Source organism: Pseudomonas purpurea, from assembly GCF_039908635.1.
In the GTDB taxonomy this organism is placed as follows: domain Bacteria; phylum Pseudomonadota; class Gammaproteobacteria; order Pseudomonadales; family Pseudomonadaceae; genus Aquipseudomonas; species Aquipseudomonas purpurea.
On record NZ_CP150918.1, the window covers coordinates 5,556,076 to 5,571,116 of the forward strand.

A 15,041-nucleotide genomic window follows, 5' to 3' on the forward strand; every position below is an offset into this window, starting at 1 on the left:
AAAGCCCACTTCATTCGCCAACCGTCCCCATAAAAGAACCTCGCTCTCTTTGCAGGGAGCGAGGTTCTTTTGTGCTGCCAGGCTTAAGCGGCTTCCGGTGCCTGCGCGCGGCGCACGTCCGGTTGTTTCCAGGAGTCGGCGGCGCTTTCTTCGATGGCTTGCTGGATCGCACGCTTGCGCGCTTCTTCGGCGCGGCGGCTGAAGAACCAGACCAGGAAGGTCACCAGCGACACGGCCAGCAGAATCAGGCTGGCCACGGCGTTGATCTCGGGCTTCACACCCAGGCGCACCGCCGAGAACACTTCCATCGGCAAGGTCGTGGAACCCGGCCCCGACACGAAGCTCGCCAGCACCAGGTCATCCAGCGACAGGGCGAACGACATCATGCCGCCCGCCGCCAGCGACGGCGCGATCATCGGGATGGTGATCAGGAAGAACACCTTCCACGGCCGCGCACCGAGGTCCATGGCCGCCTCTTCGATGGACAGGTCCAGCTCACGCAGGCGCGCCGACACCACCACCGCCACATACGCGGCGCAGAACGTGGTGTGGGCGATCCAGATCGTGACGATGCCACGTTCCTGCGGCCAGCCGATCATCTGCGCCATTGCCACGAACAGCAGCAACAGCGACAGGCCGGTGATCACTTCCGGCATCACCAGCGGCGCGGTGACCAGGCCACCGAACAGCGTGCGGCCCTTGAATCGGGTGATCCGGGTCAACACGAACGCGGCCAGGGTGCCCAGCGCTACGGCGGCAATCGCGGTGTAGCAGGCGATTTCCAGGGAGCGTACCACCGAGCCCATCAGTTGGGTGTTATCCAGCAGGCCGACGTACCACTTGATCGACCAGCCGCCCCAGACTGTCACCAGTTTCGAGGCGTTGAACGAATAGATCACCAGGATCAGCATCGGCAGGTAGATGAACAACAGGCCCAGTACCAGCATCACGCTGGAAAAACCGACGCGTTTCATTCTCTGCCCTCCATTTCTTTGGCCTGGCTGCGGTTGAACAGGATGATCGGCACGATCAGGATCGCCAGCATCACCACGGCCAAGGCGGACGCCACCGGCCAGTCACGGTTGTTGAAGAACTCTTGCCAGAGCACTTTACCGATCATCAGGGTTTCCGGGCCGCCCAGCAGTTCCGGGATCACGAACTCGCCCACCACCGGGATGAACACCAGCATGCAGCCGGCGATGATGCCGTTTTTCGACAACGGCACGGTGATCTTCCAGAAGCTGTTGAAGGTGCTCGAACCCAGGTCCGACGCCGCTTCCAGCAAGCTGTTGTCATGCTTCACGAGGTTGGCATACAGCGGCAGGATCATGAACGGCAGGTAGGAATACACCACGCCGATGTACACCGCGAGGTTGGTGTTGAGGATCTGCAAGGGTTCGTTGATCCAGCCCATCGACATCAGGAAGCCGTTGAGCAGCCCGTTGTTGCTGAGGATGCCCATCCACGCATAGACGCGGATCAGGATCGCCGTCCAGGTCGGCATCATGATCAGCAGCACCAGCACGGTCTGGATTTCCTTGCGGGCGTTGGCGATGGCGTAGGCCATCGGGTAGCCGATCAGCAGGCAGAGGATGGTGCTGAACAGCGCCATCTTCAGCGAGCCCAGGTAGGCGGCGATGTACAACTCGTCGTCGCCCAGCATCGTGTAGTTGCCCAGGTTCAGCAGCAACTGAACCTTCTGGTCAACGTAGCTGTAGATCTCGGTGTACGGCGGGATGGCCACGTCGGCTTCGGCAAAACTGATCTTCAGGACAATGAAGAACGGCAGCATGAAGAACAGAAACAGCCAGATGAACGGCACCCCGATGACCAGATGACGGCCACCGGGAATTATTCGACTGAGTTGGCGTTTGAGCTTTCGCAGGTTCATGAGCGCAGTACCACGCCGCTGTCGTCTTCCCACCAGACGTAGACCTGATCGCCCCAGGTCGGACGCTGCCCGCGACGCTCGGCGTTGGCGACGAACGACTGCACCAGTTTGCCGTTCGGCAGCTCGACGTAGAACACCGAATGACCACCCAGATACGCAATGTCGTGGACCTTGCCGCTCGACCAGTTGTACTCGCAGGTCGGCATGTCAGAGGTCACCAGCAGTTTTTCCGGGCGAATGGCGTACGTCACCGACTTGTCCTGCACCGAGGTCGCAATGCCGTGGCCCACATAGATATTGCGGTCCAGGTCCTTGCAGGTCAGCAGGGCATGACCTTCGGCATCGTCCACCACTTCGCTTTCGAAGATGTTGACGTTGCCGATGAATTCGCAGACCAGGCGACTGGTCGGGGTTTCGTAGATGTCGATCGGGCTGCCGATCTGGGCGATCCAGCCCAGGTGCATGATCGCGATGCGCTCGGCCATGGTCATGGCCTCTTCCTGGTCATGGGTCACCATCACGCAGGTCACGCCGACGCGCTCGATGATCTCCACCAGTTCGAGCTGCATCTGCGAACGCAGTTTTTTATCCAGCGCGCCCATCGGTTCGTCGAGCAGCAACAGCTTTGGCCGCTTGGCCAACGAGCGGGCCAGCGCCACACGCTGACGCTGACCGCCAGAGAGCTGGTGCGGCTTGCGCTTGGCGTACTGGCTCATCTGCACCAGTTTGAGCATCTCGGCCACGCGGGCGTCGACCTCGGCAGACGGGATCTTGTCCTGCTTGAGGCCGAAAGCGATGTTCTGCGCCACGGTCATGTGCGGGAACAAGGCGTAGGACTGGAACATCATGTTGATCGGCCGTTCGTACGGCGGCATGTCGGTGATGTCCACGCCATCAAGCAGAATGCGCCCCTCCGTGGGCCGTTCGAAACCTGCGAGCATTCGCAGCAAGGTCGATTTGCCCGATCCCGAACCGCCGAGCAAGGCGAAGATTTCACCTTTCTTGATTTCCAGGGACACGTCGTCCACGGCAATCGTCTCGTCGAACTTTTTCGTGACCCGTTCGATTTTGACCAACACCTGTTTAGGTGTCTGGTCGCCCTCGAGGGCTTTCTTATAGGCGCCGGAGGCAACTGCCATTTGCGAAACTCCCAACAAAATTTGCAGTTCGCCCAACGCAGGCGAACCTTGGATAGTTTGAGCCTTGAAGCTATTTGCCCGACTTGACCTTGGTCCAGCTACGGGTCATGAGACGCTGAATCTTGGGTGGCAACTCCGAGTTGACGTACAGCTTGTCGACGATCTCTTGCGGTGGATAAACCGCTTCATCGGTGCGTACGGCCTGGTCCATCACATCGCCCGCTTTCGGGTTCGGGTTGGCATAGCCCACGGCATCGCTGACCTGCGCAATCACTTCAGGCTTGAGCAAGTAGTTGATGTACGCGTGCGCCTCTTTGACGCTGGTGGCATCGCGCGGGATCGCCAGCATGTCGAACCACAGGTTGCCGCCTTCCTTGGGAATGGCGTAGGCAATGGTCACGCCTTTGCCGGCCTCGGCCGCGCGGGCACGGGCCTGGAACACATCGCCGGAGAAACCGGCGGCCACGCAGATTTCGCCGTTGGCCAGGTCCGAGATGTACTTGGACGAGTTGAAGTAGGTCACGTAAGGCCGCACCGCCAGCAGTTTGGCTTCGGCCTTTTTGTAGTCTTCCGGGTTCTGGCTGTTGGGCGACAGGCCCATGTAATTCAGCACGGCCGGGAGCATCTCGTCGGCAGAGTCGAGGAACGCAACGCCACAACTGGAGAGCTTCTTGATGTTTTCCGGCTCGAAGAGCATCGCCCAGGAGTCGATCTTGTCGACGCCCAGCACGGCTTTTACTTTCTCGACGTTATAGCCGATGCCGTTGGTACCCCACAGGTATGGCACGGCGTACTGGTTGCCCGGGTCGTTCTTCTCCAGGCGCTTGAGCAGCACCGGGTCGAGGTTCGAATAGTTGGGCAGTTGCAACTTGTCGAGTTTCTGGAACGCCCCGGCCTTGATCTGCTTGCCCAGGAAGTGGTTGGACGGCACGACCACGTCATAACCGGTATGCCCGGCCAGCAACTTGCCTTCCAGGGTCTCGTTGGAGTCGAACACGTCATACACCGGCTTGATGCCAGTGGCTTTTTCAAAATCTGCCAAAGTGGTCTGACCGATATAGTCCGACCAGTTATAAATATGCACGGTGGGCGCGGCTTGAGCACTGACGGCCAACGTCAGGCCGGCACCGACCAGCATGGCGTTGCGAAACAAAGAAATAGGCAAGTGGAGGTCCTCTAAATAGTTGGGCCCAAGTTGCCCCGCGTCACATGACAGCCGAGGCTGCCCAGCAACAAAACCGGCGCGCAACTTACCCTCGATAAACCGTTCCAGCAAAACTTTCTGTCATTTAATTATTCCTGCTGCCGTCACGCGGGCGTCGACGGCAGCAGGGGGAGGCCTCAAATCGGCTTATTTACCGGATTTGATCTTGGTCCAGCTGCGGGTCAACTCACGCTGAGTAGCCGCTGGCAAATCGGCGATTGCGTAGAGCTTGGCCTGCACTTCGGCTGACGGGTAGATGCCCGGGTCCGAGGTAATTTCCTTGTTCACGTACTGAGTGGCTTCGGCGTTGCCGTTAGGGAAGCGCACGCTGTTGGTGATTTCAGCCATCACTTTTGGCTGCAACAGGTAGTTCATGAACTTGTAGGCACCGTCGACGTTTTCCGCATCCTTGGGGATCGCGACCATGTCGTAGAAGCTGCCAGCGCCTTCTTTCGGAATGGCGTAGCTGACTTTCACCTTGTCACCGGCTTCGGCAGCACGGGATTTGGCCTGCTGGACGTCACCCGAGTAGCCGACCGCTACGCAGATGTTGCCGTTGGCAAGGTCGGAGATGTACTTGGATGAGTGGAAGTAGGTGATCGAAGGACGAATCTTCAGGAACAGCTCTTCGGCTTTCTTCAGGTCTTCTTTCTTCTGGCTGTCGGTTGGCAGGCCCAGGTAATGCAGGGCGACCGGCAGCATTTCGGTCGGCGAATCGAGGAAGCTCACGCCGCAGCTCTTGAGCTTGGCAATGTTCTCGGGCTTGAACAGGGTGTCCCAGGAGTCAATCGTGTCGACGCCCAGCGCGGCCTTGACCTTCTCGGCGTTGTAACCGATACCGATCGAGCCCCACATGTAAGGGAAGGCATGTTTGTTGTCCGGGTCACTGATCGAAACCGCTTTGAGCAGCGACTTGTTCAGGTTGCCGTAGTTGGACAGTTTGGACTTGTCCAGCTCCTGGTAAACACCGGCCTTGATCTGTTTGGCCAGGAAGTTGTTGGACGGCACAACAACGTCATACCCGGACTTGCCGGCCAGCAACTTGGCTTCCAGGGTTTCGTTACTGTCGAACACGTCGTAGACGACCTTGATCCCGGACTCTTTCTCAAAGTTCGCGATGGTGTCCGGTGCGATGTAGTCAGACCAGTTGTAAACATGCAGGACCTTATCATCGGCCTGGGCAGCCCCTGCCATCACGCCCATCAGGGACAAGGCGAGCAGGGTCATGCCAGTTTTTTTCAAACCTAATGCCTTCATGCGTAACGCTCCAATTATTCTTTTTGACCACATTTTTGTTAGCCAAGAGCCAACGGCCGATTCCTGGACAACTAAAACAGAGGGTAGTCTGGCAAGTTACAAGGCCGGCTTTCAAGGCAAGACCCACTCTTTAATCTGCCCTGCGCGGAACAGCCGCTTCGCTACCCCGCTCAAAGCCTAGCACTCAGGCTTGCAGCGCACCCAATGTGAGGTCCAGGCACTTGCGCGCCTTGGCCACCAATTCGTCGATCTCGGCCTCGCTGATCACCAGCGGCGGAGCGATGATCATGGTGTCGCCAACGGCGCGCATGATCAGGCCGTTATCGAAGCAGAACTGCCGGCAGATCATGCCCACACCCTTGCCTTCGTAACGCTTGCGGGTGGCCTTGTCCTGAACCAGTTCAATGGCACCCAGCAGGCCTACACCCCGGACTTCACCCACCAGCGGGTGATCATTCAGCTCCCGCAGACGTTTCTGCAAGTACGGTGCCGTTTGGGCATGCACGCGCTCGATAATTTTCTCGTCGCGCATGATGCGGATGTTTTCCAGTGCCACCGCCGCCGCCACCGGGTGCCCGGAGTAGGTGAAGCCGTGGTTGAAGTCGCCGCCCTCGTTGAGCACCGCCACCACTTCGTCACGCACGATCAGGCCGCCCATCGGGATGTAGCCGGACGTCAGGCCTTTGGCGATGGTCATCATGTCGGGTTTCAAGCCGTAGAAATCGGCACCAAACCACTCGCCGGTACGGCCGAAACCGCAGATCACTTCGTCGGCCACGAACAGGATGTCGTACTTGGCGAGGATTTCCTTGATGCGCGGCCAGTAGCTGTCAGGTGGAATGATCACACCGCCCGCGCCCTGGATCGGCTCGGCAATAAAAGCCCCGACGTTGTCGACGCCGATTTCGAGAATCTTTTCTTCCAGCGTGTTGGCCGCCCAGATACCGAACTCTTCGGGGCTCATGTCGCCGCCCTCACCGAACCAGTAAGGCTGCGGGATGTGAACGATGCCCGGGATCGGCAAGTCGCCCTGTTCGTGCATGTAGGTCATGCCGCCCAGGCTCGCGCCGGCCACGGTGGAGCCGTGGTAGCCGTTCTTGCGGCTGATGATGACTTTCTTCTTCGGCTGGCCCTTGATCGCCCAATAGTGGCGGACCATGCGCAGCATGGTGTCGTTGCCTTCGGAGCCGGAACCGGTGAAGAACACGTGGTTCATGCCTTGCGGCGCGATGTCAGAGATTGCCTTGGCCAACTCCAGCACCGGCGGGTGGGCGGTCTGGAAGAACAGGTTGTAATAAGGCAGTTCGCGCATCTGTTTGCTGGCGGCATCGGCCAGCTCATCGCGACCGTAACCAATCGCCACACACCACAACCCCGCCATGCCATCGAGGATCTTGTTGCCTTCGCTGTCCCAGAGGTACACGCCCTTGGCGCGGGTGATGATGCGCGGGCCCTTCTCTTTGAGCTGCTTGAAATCGCTGAACGGCGCCAGGTGATGTTCGCTGCTCAGGGTTTGCCATTCACGGGTTTGCGGGTTGTTGCTGGTCATAAAGCTCTCCTTGATAAGGTGAGAGTGCGGCGTTTGACCGCCGCACCCGGCGTTGTCAGACGGCGAACAGCAGGAATTCCCGCTCCCACGAACTGATCACGCGCTTGAAGTTTTCATGCTCGGCCCGCTTGACCGCGACGTAGCCAGTGATGAATTTCTTGCCCAGGTACTTCTCGATGGTGGCGCTGTTTTCCATGCGCTCCAGTGCGTCTTCGATGGTCAGCGGCAAACGCAGGTTGCGTCGCTCGTAACCCCGACCGACCACCGGTGCGCTCGGGTTGATGCCTTCGACCATGCCGATGAAACCGCAGAGCAGGCTCGCGGCAATCGCCAGGTAAGGGTTGGCGTCCGCGCCCGGCAGGCGGTTTTCCACCCGACGGTTTTGCGGGCCGGCGTCTGGAACCCGCAGGCCCACGGTGCGGTTCTCTTCTCCCCATTCCACGTTGACCGGCGCCGAGGTGTCGGGCAGGAAGCGACGGAACGAGTTGACGTTGGGGGCGAACAGCGGCAACAACTCGGGGATGAACTTCTGCAAACCGCCGATGTGGTGCAGGAACAGCTCGCTCATGCTCCCGTCTTCATTGGAGAAGACGTTCTTGCCGGTTGCGATGTCGATGATGCTCTGGTGCAAGTGCATCGCACTGCCCGGCTCGCCGGTCATGGGCTTGGCCATGAAGGTCGCCGCCACGTTGTGCTTGAGCGCTGCCTCACGCATGGTGCGCTTGAACACCAGGATCTGGTCGGCCAGGGACAGGGCATCGCCGTGACGGAAGTTGATTTCCATCTGCGCCGTGCCATCCTCATGGATCAGCGTATCCAGGTCCAGCTCTTGCAGTTCGCACCAGTCGTAGACGTCTTCGAACAACGGGTCGAATTCGTTGGCCGCTTCAATAGAGAACGACTGCCGACCGGTTTCCGGGCGACCGGAGCGGCCAATCGGCGGCTGCAACGGGAAGTCCGGGTCTTCGCAGCGCTTGGTCAGGTAGAACTCCATCTCCGGCGCCACAATCGGCTGCCAGCCTCTGTCGGAGTACAGCTTCAACACCTTTTTGAGGACGTTGCGCGGCGACAGCTCGATCGGGTTGCCCTGCTTGTCGTAGGTGTCGTGAATTACCTGGGCGGTCGGCTCGATGGCCCACGGCACGAGGAACACCGCGTTCGAGTCCGGGCGGCAGATCATGTCGATGTCGGCCGGGTCGAGCAGCTCGTAATAGATGTCGTCTTCAACATAGTCGCCCGTCACGGTCTGCAACAGGACGCTTTCGGGAAGACGCATGCCTTTTTCGGCAATGAACTTGTTGGTCGGCGAGATCTTGCCGCGGGTGATCCCGGTCAGGTCGCCAATCATGCATTCGACTTCTGTGATCTTGTGGTCTTTCAACCAATCGGTGAGCTGGTCGAGGTTGTTACTCATAAATGCCTCTGGGCTGAGTTTCCTGACTTTTATAAGTCAGGCGTTGTTTGACGCATCCGCGTCGCGTTGTGCTGCACGCTTTCGACAGGCATCGCCAAATGCCTGGAAGATGGCGAGGTAGTGCGGGTTGGAGCTTACCTGCCATTCGGGGTGCCATTGCACTCCTAAAGCAAAAGCCTTGCCTTCGGTGACCGAGACAGCCTCGATCAGGCCATCCGGCGCCACGGCTTCGACACGCAGGCCCGGGGCCAGGCGCTCAACGCCCTGGGCGTGGATCGAGTTGACGGGTATCTCGCTCGGCAGGCCCAGACCTTCAAGGATGCCGCCCGGCTGGATGTGCATCCCGTGGGCCGGGGCATATTGCACCTCGACTGGCTGGCTATCGTCTTCACGGTGGTCCATGAAGCCAGGCACCTCGTGGACCTTCTGATACAGGCTGCCGCCGAATGCCACGTTCATTTCCTGAAACCCCCGGCAGATGCCGAGCACCGGAACGCCGGCCACAACGGCGGCACGAATCAACGGGAGGGTAGTGGCATCACGTGCAGGATCATGAGCAGTCCCCGGCGCACTGGCAGGACCGCTATAGTGAAAAGGTTCTACATTGGAAGGAGAGCCGGTAAAGAGGATGCCGTCCAGACCGTCAAGAATATCGGTCGGACTGAACAACTCCGCCAGTGACGGAAGGATCAATGGCAAGCCCTTGGCAGCGATGGCCACTGCTCGGACGTATTTGTCGCCACTGATGTGATAAGCATGCAAGCCGACCTGTTTGGAGCAGGCGGTGACGCCGATTAACGGCAGGCGAGACATGAAGCACCCCGGTATTATTGCTGTTATGGGTTTGAATCGAGCTTAGCCTTGTTCATTTTTTTACACAACACCCCCGTAAAAAATACAACACGGCCCGCTCAAGCCTGCGGGCGCCCACGATGGCAACGGCATAAAAAAGGCTTAAACCGCCCCAAAAATGCCCTCGCGGCGCTTTTTCAGGGCAAAAAATGCCTCGCTTGACTTCGGCATGCCGTTCGGGTTGACTGGAATCTGAAGAGATCAATGATTGATATTTTTAACAACAAAGGTGTTGCATCATGTCGGTACCCCCGCGTGCCGTTCAGCTTAACGAAGCGAACGCGTTCCTTAAGGAACATCCTGAGGTTCTGTACGTTGACCTTCTGATTGCGGATATGAATGGTGTGGTGCGCGGCAAGCGCATCGAACGCACCAGCCTCCACAAGGTTTACGAGAAAGGCATCAACCTGCCGGCCTCTTTATTTGCTCTGGATATCAATGGCTCGACGGTGGAAAGCACCGGCCTGGGCCTGGACATCGGCGATGCTGACCGAATCTGTTATCCAATCCCTGACACCCTGTGCAATGAACCCTGGCAGAAGCGCCCTACCGCGCAACTGTTGATGACCATGCACGAACTTGAAGGTGAACCTTTCTTCGCCGACCCTCGCGAAGTCCTGCGTCAAGTGGTAACCAAGTTCGACGAACTGGGCCTGACCATCTGCGCCGCATTCGAGCTGGAGTTCTACCTGATTGACCAGGAGAACGTGAATGGCCGGCCACAACCTCCGCGCTCGCCGATCTCCGGCAAACGTCCGCACTCGACACAGGTCTACCTGATCGACGACCTCGACGAATACGTCGACTGCCTCCAGGACATTCTGGAAGGTGCCAAAGAACAAGGCATCCCGGCCGACGCCATCGTCAAGGAAAGTGCCCCGGCGCAGTTCGAAGTGAACCTGCACCACGTAGCCGACCCGATCAAGGCCTGCGATTACGCGGTACTGCTCAAGCGTCTGATCAAAAACATCGCCTACGACCATGAAATGGACACCACCTTCATGGCCAAGCCTTACCCGGGCCAGGCGGGCAATGGTCTGCACGTCCACATCTCGATCCTTGATAAAGACGGCAAGAACATTTTTGCCAGTGAGGATCCCGAGCAGAACGCCGCACTGCGTCACGCGATCGGCGGTGTGCTCGAGACCCTACCGGCGCAGATGGCTTTCCTCTGCCCGAACGTCAACTCGTACCGTCGTTTCGGCGCACAGTTCTACGTGCCGAACTCGCCGTGCTGGGGCCTGGACAACCGTACCGTGGCGATTCGCGTACCGACCGGTTCCTCCGATGCCGTACGCATCGAGCACCGTGTGGCCGGTGCCGACGCCAACCCGTACCTGCTGATGGCTTCGGTGCTGGCGGGCGTGCACCACGGCCTGGTCAACAAGATCGAACCTGGCGCCCCGGTCGAAGGCAACAGCTACGAGCAGAACGAGCAGAGCCTGCCGAACAACCTGCGCGATGCACTGCGCGAGCTGGACGACAGCGAAGTCATGGCCAAGTACATCGATCCGAAATACATCGACATTTTTGTCGCCTGTAAAGAGAGCGAGCTGGAGGAGTTCGAACACTCCATATCCGACCTCGAGTACAACTGGTACCTGCATACCGTGTAAGCGGCTGCAGTAAAAAACAACGCCGTTGGCTGATAAGGTCGACGGCGTTTTTTATGGCCGGCATCAAACCTGTGGCGAGGGAGCTTGCTCCCGCTGGAGGCCGAAGGACTCTCTGTATTGGCCATACGGTTCTGCCAGGCACACCGCATGGACGGATTTAGGGCCGCTTCGCGACCCAGCGGGAGCAAGCTCCCTCGCCACAGGGGATATGGAACATCTGCCCGCTCTGCGTACAATGCCCGCTGCCCCGCAGGAGACTTCAATGACGCGCACCGCCACTGTTCGAAAGCCTCGCGCACGCAGCCAGGCCCGGATCGATTCGATACTCGATGCCGCCCGCACGCTGCTGGCCGCCGAAGGCGTGGCCAGTTTGTCGATCTATAGCGTGGCCGAGCGCGCCGAGATCCCGCCCTCCTCCGTCTACCACTTTTTCGCCAGCGTCCCGGCGCTGCTTGAAGCCCTGACCGCGGACGTCCACGCCGCGTTTCGCGCGTGCCTGCTGGCGCCTATCCAAGCGGATTCACTGAGCCATTGGCGCGACCTGTCGCGGCTGGTCGAGCAGCGCATGCTCGCCATCTACGACGAAGACGCCGCCGCCCGCCAACTGATCCTCGCCCAGCATGGCCTGACCGAAGTCACCCAGGCAGACCGTCAGCACGACATCGAACTGGGCGATCTGATGCACAAGCTGTTCGATCAGCATTTCGAGTTGCCGACGTTGCCCAACGATGTCGATGTCTTTGCGTTGGCCATGGAACTGGGCGACCGCGTTTATGCCCGCTCGGTGCAGCAACATGGGCAGATCACCCCGCGCATGGCCGAGGAAGGAATGCGCGTATTTGATGCCTATCTGGGCCTGTACCTGCCGCCCTATCTGCCCAGACGTGCTATTGCGGCCTGATTTTCTATTGTTTTCTCGGACCTCATCGCGAGCAAGCTCGCTCCCACATTAGCGCTTCAGCGGACACAGATTTTGTGTACGACAGAAATCCCCTGTGGGAGCGTGCTTGCTCGCGATGGCCACACCACTGATTCCATGACAGGCACACATGAAAAAACCCCGAAGGGCTCACACCCTTCGGGGTTGTTCGTTATGCACGACTTACAACTTGGCGATCGACACCTCGGTGGATTTCACGAAGGCAATCACTTCGCTGCCGATCACCAGTTCCAGCTCTTTGACCGAGCGCGTGGTGATCACAGAGGTGACGATGCCGGACGCGGTCTGCACGTCGATTTCCGACAACACATCGCCTTCGACGATTTCCTTGATGGTGCCTTTGAACTGGTTGCGGACGTTGATGGCTTTGATAGTCATGAGGCTGATTCCTGTCTTGAGGATGAAGTACGGTTATTGAGCCCAGCGCAATTGCGTGGGCAACGGTGAAACGGGTTCCGGCTCTGGCGGTACGCCAGGCAGCGACAGAACACGGTTGAGGACTTCGGTTTCCAGCGCCGCCAGCCGATGGGAGCCACGGACGCGAGGACGCAGCAGTTCGACGTGCAGGTCCAGGCCAATCTCGCCCTCTTCGATCAGCAGCACCCGGTCAGCAATCGCCACCGCTTCGCTGACGTCGTGGGTCACCAGCAACACGGTAAAACCGTGCTGCTGCCAGAGACGCTCAATCAGTTGCTGCATCTCGATCCGGGTCAGCGCATCCAGCGCGCCCAGCGGCTCATCGAGCAACAGCAAACGCGGCTTGTGGATCAGCGCCCGGGCCAGTGCAACACGCTGCTTCTGCCCACCGGACAACGCCGCCGGCCACTCATCGGCGCGATCCGCCAGGCCCACGGCGTCCAGCGCATCCAGTGCCTGCTGACGCCAGTGGCCCTTGAGCCCGAGGCCGACGTTGTCGATGACCTTTTTCCATGGCAGCAAACGCGCTTCCTGGAACATCAGCCGGGTGTCTTCCCGGGCTTCGCTGAGCGGGGCGGCACCGGCCAGCAACTCACCGGCCGTGGGCTGATCAAGGCCCGCAAGCAGCCGCAGCAAGGTGCTTTTACCGCAACCGCTGCGCCCGACCACCGCGACGAACTGACCGGCCGGAATGTGCAGGTCGATCTTGCGCAGCACCTGCCGCGCCCCGAAGATTTTTTGCAGCGTGTGCACCGCCAGCGGAATCCCGCGCAGCAAGCGCGGTGGTTGTTGAGCCGTCATGCTGCACCGCCCTTGGCCACTTGATAGGCCGGATGCCAGCGCAACCAGATGCGTTCCAGCGCACGGGCCGCGAGGTCGGCCAACTTGCCGAGCACCGCGTACAGAACAATCGCCAGCACCACCACGTCGGTCTGCAAGAACTCCCGGGCGTTCATCGCCAGGTAACCAATGCCGGAGCTGGCGGATATGGTTTCCGCGACAATCAGCGTCAGCCACATGAAGCCCAGTGCGAAGCGCACGCCTACCAGAATCGAGGGCAACGCCCCCGGCAGAATCACCTGGCGGAACAGGCTGAAACCGGACAAGCCGTAACTGCGCGCCATCTCCACCAGCGCCGGGTCAACGTTGCGAATACCGTGATAGGTGTTGAGGTAGATCGGAAACAACGTGCCCAGCGCCACCAGAAAAATCTTCGCCGACTCGTCGATGCCGAACCACAGAATCACCAGTGGAATCAGCGCCAGGTGCGGCACGTTGCGGATCATCTGCACCGAACTGTCGAGCAGGCGTTCACCCCGCTTCGACAGACCGGTGATGAAGCCCAGCACCAGGCCAATACCGCCGCCGATCACAAAACCGATGCCGGCGCGCCAACCGCTGATAGCCAGGTGTTTCCAGATTTCACCGCTGCGCACCAGGCTCACGCCAGCCTCGATCACGGCGCTGGGGGCCGGCAGGATGCGCGTCGACAACCAGCCCGCCGACACCGACAACTGCCACACCGCCAGCAGCAGCACCGGCAACGCCCAGGGCGCCAGGCTGTGGATAACCGTTTCCCTCTTCATGACGCGCCTCAGCTCTGCGACGCGGCTTTGGGAAGGATGTCGTTGGCGACCATTTCACCGAACGGGCTGACGTAACCACCGGTTTTCGGCAGCTCCGGGCGCTCGATGTCCAGGTGCGGGAACAGCAATTCAGCCACCCGGTACGCCTCCTCCAAGTGCGGATAACCGGAGAAGATGAACGTGTCGATGCCCAGGTCTGCGTATTCCTGCATGCGCGCCGCCACGGTCGGACCGTCGCCGACCAGTGCCGTACCCGCACCGCCGCGCACCAGGCCGACACCGGCCCACAGGTTCGGGCTGACTTCCAGGTTGTCGCGGCTGCCGCCGTGCAGGGCAGCCATGCGTTGCTGACCCACCGAATCGAAGCGCGCCAACGAAGCCTGGGCGCGGGCGATGGTGTCGTCGTCCAGATGTGAGATCAAACGGTCCGCCGCCTGCCAGGCTTCAGCGTTGGTTTCACGCACGATCACATGCAGCCGAATGCCGAAGCGCACGGTGCGGCCGAGCTTCGCGGCTTTGGCTCGCACTTGTTCGATTTTCTCGGCGACGGCGGCCGGTGGCTCGCCCCAGGTCAGGACCATCTCGACCTGCTCTGCGGCCAGGTCCTGAGCGGCTTCCGAGGAGCCGCCGAAGTACAGCGGCGGACGCGGTTGCTGAATCGGCGGATAGAGCAATTTCGCACCCTTCACGCTGATGTGCTGGCCGTCGTAATCGACGGTTTCGCCTTCCAGCACCCGGCGCCAGATGCGGGTGAATTCCACCGAGGCCTGATAGCGCTCTTCATGGCTGAGGAACAGACCATCACCGGCCAGTTCATCAGGATCGCCGCCCGTGACCAGGTTGAACAACGCACGGCCACCGGACAGGCGATCCAGGGTCGCCGCCTGACGCGCCGCCACCGTCGGGGAAATGATCCCGGGGCGCAGCGCGACCAGAAACTTCAACCGCTGGGTGACCGGAATCAGCGACGCGGCCACCAGCCACGAATCTTCGCAGGAACGCCCGGTGGGAATCAGCACCCCGCCGAAGCCCAGGCGATCCGCCGCTTGGGCGATCTGCTGCAAGTAACCGTGATCAACGGCGCGAGCGCCCTCGGAGGTGCCCAGGTAATGGCCATCGCCATGGGTAGGCAGGAACCAGAAAATATTGAGGCTCATGGAGTTGTCTCCTAAGGAA

The 15,041-nt window shown here is 60.0% G+C and carries 14 protein-coding genes; 2 read left to right on the forward strand and 12 right to left on the reverse strand.

Annotated features, from left to right (window positions below; genetic code table 11):
* Positions 1 to 83 precede the first annotated feature (83 nt).
* From AABM54_RS25110 to AABM54_RS25145, 8 genes are all read right to left on the reverse strand, one after another.
* A complete protein-coding gene (locus tag AABM54_RS25110; RefSeq protein WP_347902591.1) occupies positions 84 to 974 on the reverse strand; it encodes an ABC transporter permease subunit in 891 nt (296 codons plus the stop codon).
* On the reverse strand, positions 971 to 1,852 hold the full coding sequence (locus AABM54_RS25115; RefSeq protein ID WP_347906294.1) for an ABC transporter permease subunit: 882 nt from the start codon (positions 1,850 to 1,852) through the stop codon (positions 971 to 973). Before AABM54_RS25115 ends, AABM54_RS25110 begins: the two co-directional genes overlap by 4 nt.
* A gap of 35 nt (positions 1,853 to 1,887) precedes the next feature.
* Positions 1,888 to 3,030 (reverse strand): polyamine ABC transporter ATP-binding protein, encoded by a 1,143-nt coding sequence (locus tag AABM54_RS25120; protein ID WP_347902592.1) that lies wholly within the window; start codon positions 3,028 to 3,030, stop codon positions 1,888 to 1,890.
* Positions 3,031 to 3,100: 70 nt separating this feature from the next.
* Entirely contained in the window at positions 3,101 to 4,195 is a 1,095-nt protein-coding gene (locus tag AABM54_RS25125; RefSeq protein ID WP_347902593.1) for a polyamine ABC transporter substrate-binding protein, read from the reverse strand.
* A 186-nt stretch (positions 4,196 to 4,381) separates the two neighbouring features.
* The gene (locus tag AABM54_RS25130; protein ID WP_347906295.1) at positions 4,382 to 5,476 is read right to left on the reverse strand and encodes a polyamine ABC transporter substrate-binding protein; all 1,095 of its coding nucleotides are present in this window, start codon (positions 5,474 to 5,476) and stop codon (positions 4,382 to 4,384) included.
* A gap of 199 nt (positions 5,477 to 5,675) precedes the next feature.
* Positions 5,676 to 7,040, reverse strand: coding sequence for an aspartate aminotransferase family protein (locus AABM54_RS25135; RefSeq protein ID WP_347902594.1), 1,365 nt, complete (start codon positions 7,038 to 7,040; stop codon positions 5,676 to 5,678).
* Positions 7,041 to 7,095: 55 nt separating this feature from the next.
* Positions 7,096 to 8,454 carry a glutamine synthetase family protein gene (locus tag AABM54_RS25140; protein WP_347902595.1) on the reverse strand — a complete coding sequence of 453 codons (1,359 nt, stop codon included), beginning with the start codon at positions 8,452 to 8,454 and terminating at the stop codon, positions 7,096 to 7,098.
* A gap of 36 nt (positions 8,455 to 8,490) precedes the next feature.
* On the reverse strand, positions 8,491 to 9,267 hold the full coding sequence (locus AABM54_RS25145) for a gamma-glutamyl-gamma-aminobutyrate hydrolase family protein (protein WP_347902596.1): 777 nt from the start codon (positions 9,265 to 9,267) through the stop codon (positions 8,491 to 8,493).
* Between the two features lie 278 nt (positions 9,268 to 9,545).
* Between AABM54_RS25145 and AABM54_RS25150 the strand changes: the two genes are divergently transcribed.
* Together AABM54_RS25150 and AABM54_RS25155 are read left to right on the forward strand one after the other, a co-directional pair.
* A complete protein-coding gene (locus AABM54_RS25150) occupies positions 9,546 to 10,922 on the forward strand; it encodes a glutamine synthetase family protein (protein ID WP_071552890.1) in 1,377 nt (458 codons plus the stop codon).
* 262 nt (positions 10,923 to 11,184) lie between these two features.
* Positions 11,185 to 11,823: a TetR/AcrR family transcriptional regulator gene (locus AABM54_RS25155; RefSeq protein ID WP_347902597.1), complete on the forward strand. Its 639-nt coding sequence runs from the start codon at positions 11,185 to 11,187 to the stop codon at positions 11,821 to 11,823.
* Between the two features lie 201 nt (positions 11,824 to 12,024).
* On the opposite strand, the gene AABM54_RS25160 is transcribed toward AABM54_RS25155, so the two are convergent.
* Genes AABM54_RS25160 through ssuD form a run of 4 tightly spaced genes read right to left on the reverse strand, consistent with a single transcriptional unit; the run spans position 12,025 to position 15,022 of the window.
* Positions 12,025 to 12,240: a molybdopterin-binding protein gene (locus AABM54_RS25160; RefSeq protein WP_003213899.1), complete on the reverse strand. Its 216-nt coding sequence runs from the start codon at positions 12,238 to 12,240 to the stop codon at positions 12,025 to 12,027.
* Between the two features lie 33 nt (positions 12,241 to 12,273).
* On the reverse strand, positions 12,274 to 13,080 hold the full coding sequence (gene ssuB / locus AABM54_RS25165) for an aliphatic sulfonates ABC transporter ATP-binding protein (RefSeq protein WP_347902598.1): 807 nt from the start codon (positions 13,078 to 13,080) through the stop codon (positions 12,274 to 12,276).
* Positions 13,077 to 13,865 (reverse strand): aliphatic sulfonate ABC transporter permease SsuC, encoded by a 789-nt coding sequence (gene ssuC / locus AABM54_RS25170; RefSeq protein ID WP_347902599.1) that lies wholly within the window; start codon positions 13,863 to 13,865, stop codon positions 13,077 to 13,079. Before ssuC ends, ssuB begins: the two co-directional genes overlap by 4 nt.
* An 8-nt stretch (positions 13,866 to 13,873) precedes the next feature.
* Positions 13,874 to 15,022, reverse strand: coding sequence for an FMNH2-dependent alkanesulfonate monooxygenase (gene ssuD, locus AABM54_RS25175; protein WP_347902600.1), 1,149 nt, complete (start codon positions 15,020 to 15,022; stop codon positions 13,874 to 13,876).
* Positions 15,023 to 15,041: the final 19 nt, after the last annotated feature.

Excerpts from the sequence above, each read along its gene's own strand:
- ssuB (WP_347902598.1), bottom strand. The coding sequence starts at position 13,080 with ATGACGGCTCAACAACCACCGCGCTTGCTGCGCGGGATTCCGCTGGCG.
- AABM54_RS25145 (WP_347902596.1), bottom strand. The coding sequence starts at position 9,267 with ATGTCTCGCCTGCCGTTAATCGGCGTCACCGCCTGCTCCAAACAGGTC.
- ssuD (WP_347902600.1), bottom strand. The coding sequence starts at position 15,022 with ATGAGCCTCAATATTTTCTGGTTCCTGCCTACCCATGGCGATGGCCAT.
- AABM54_RS25140 (WP_347902595.1), bottom strand. The coding sequence starts at position 8,454 with ATGAGTAACAACCTCGACCAGCTCACCGATTGGTTGAAAGACCACAAG.
- AABM54_RS25120 (WP_347902592.1), bottom strand. The coding sequence starts at position 3,030 with ATGGCAGTTGCCTCCGGCGCCTATAAGAAAGCCCTCGAGGGCGACCAG.
- AABM54_RS25135 (WP_347902594.1), bottom strand. The coding sequence starts at position 7,040 with ATGACCAGCAACAACCCGCAAACCCGTGAATGGCAAACCCTGAGCAGC.
- ssuC (WP_347902599.1), bottom strand. The coding sequence starts at position 13,865 with ATGAAGAGGGAAACGGTTATCCACAGCCTGGCGCCCTGGGCGTTGCCG.
- AABM54_RS25110 (WP_347902591.1), bottom strand. The coding sequence starts at position 974 with ATGAAACGCGTCGGTTTTTCCAGCGTGATGCTGGTACTGGGCCTGTTG.
- AABM54_RS25155 (WP_347902597.1), top strand. The coding sequence starts at position 11,185 with ATGACGCGCACCGCCACTGTTCGAAAGCCTCGCGCACGCAGCCAGGCC.
- AABM54_RS25150 (WP_071552890.1), top strand. The coding sequence starts at position 9,546 with ATGTCGGTACCCCCGCGTGCCGTTCAGCTTAACGAAGCGAACGCGTTC.
- AABM54_RS25160 (WP_003213899.1), bottom strand. The coding sequence starts at position 12,240 with ATGACTATCAAAGCCATCAACGTCCGCAACCAGTTCAAAGGCACCATC.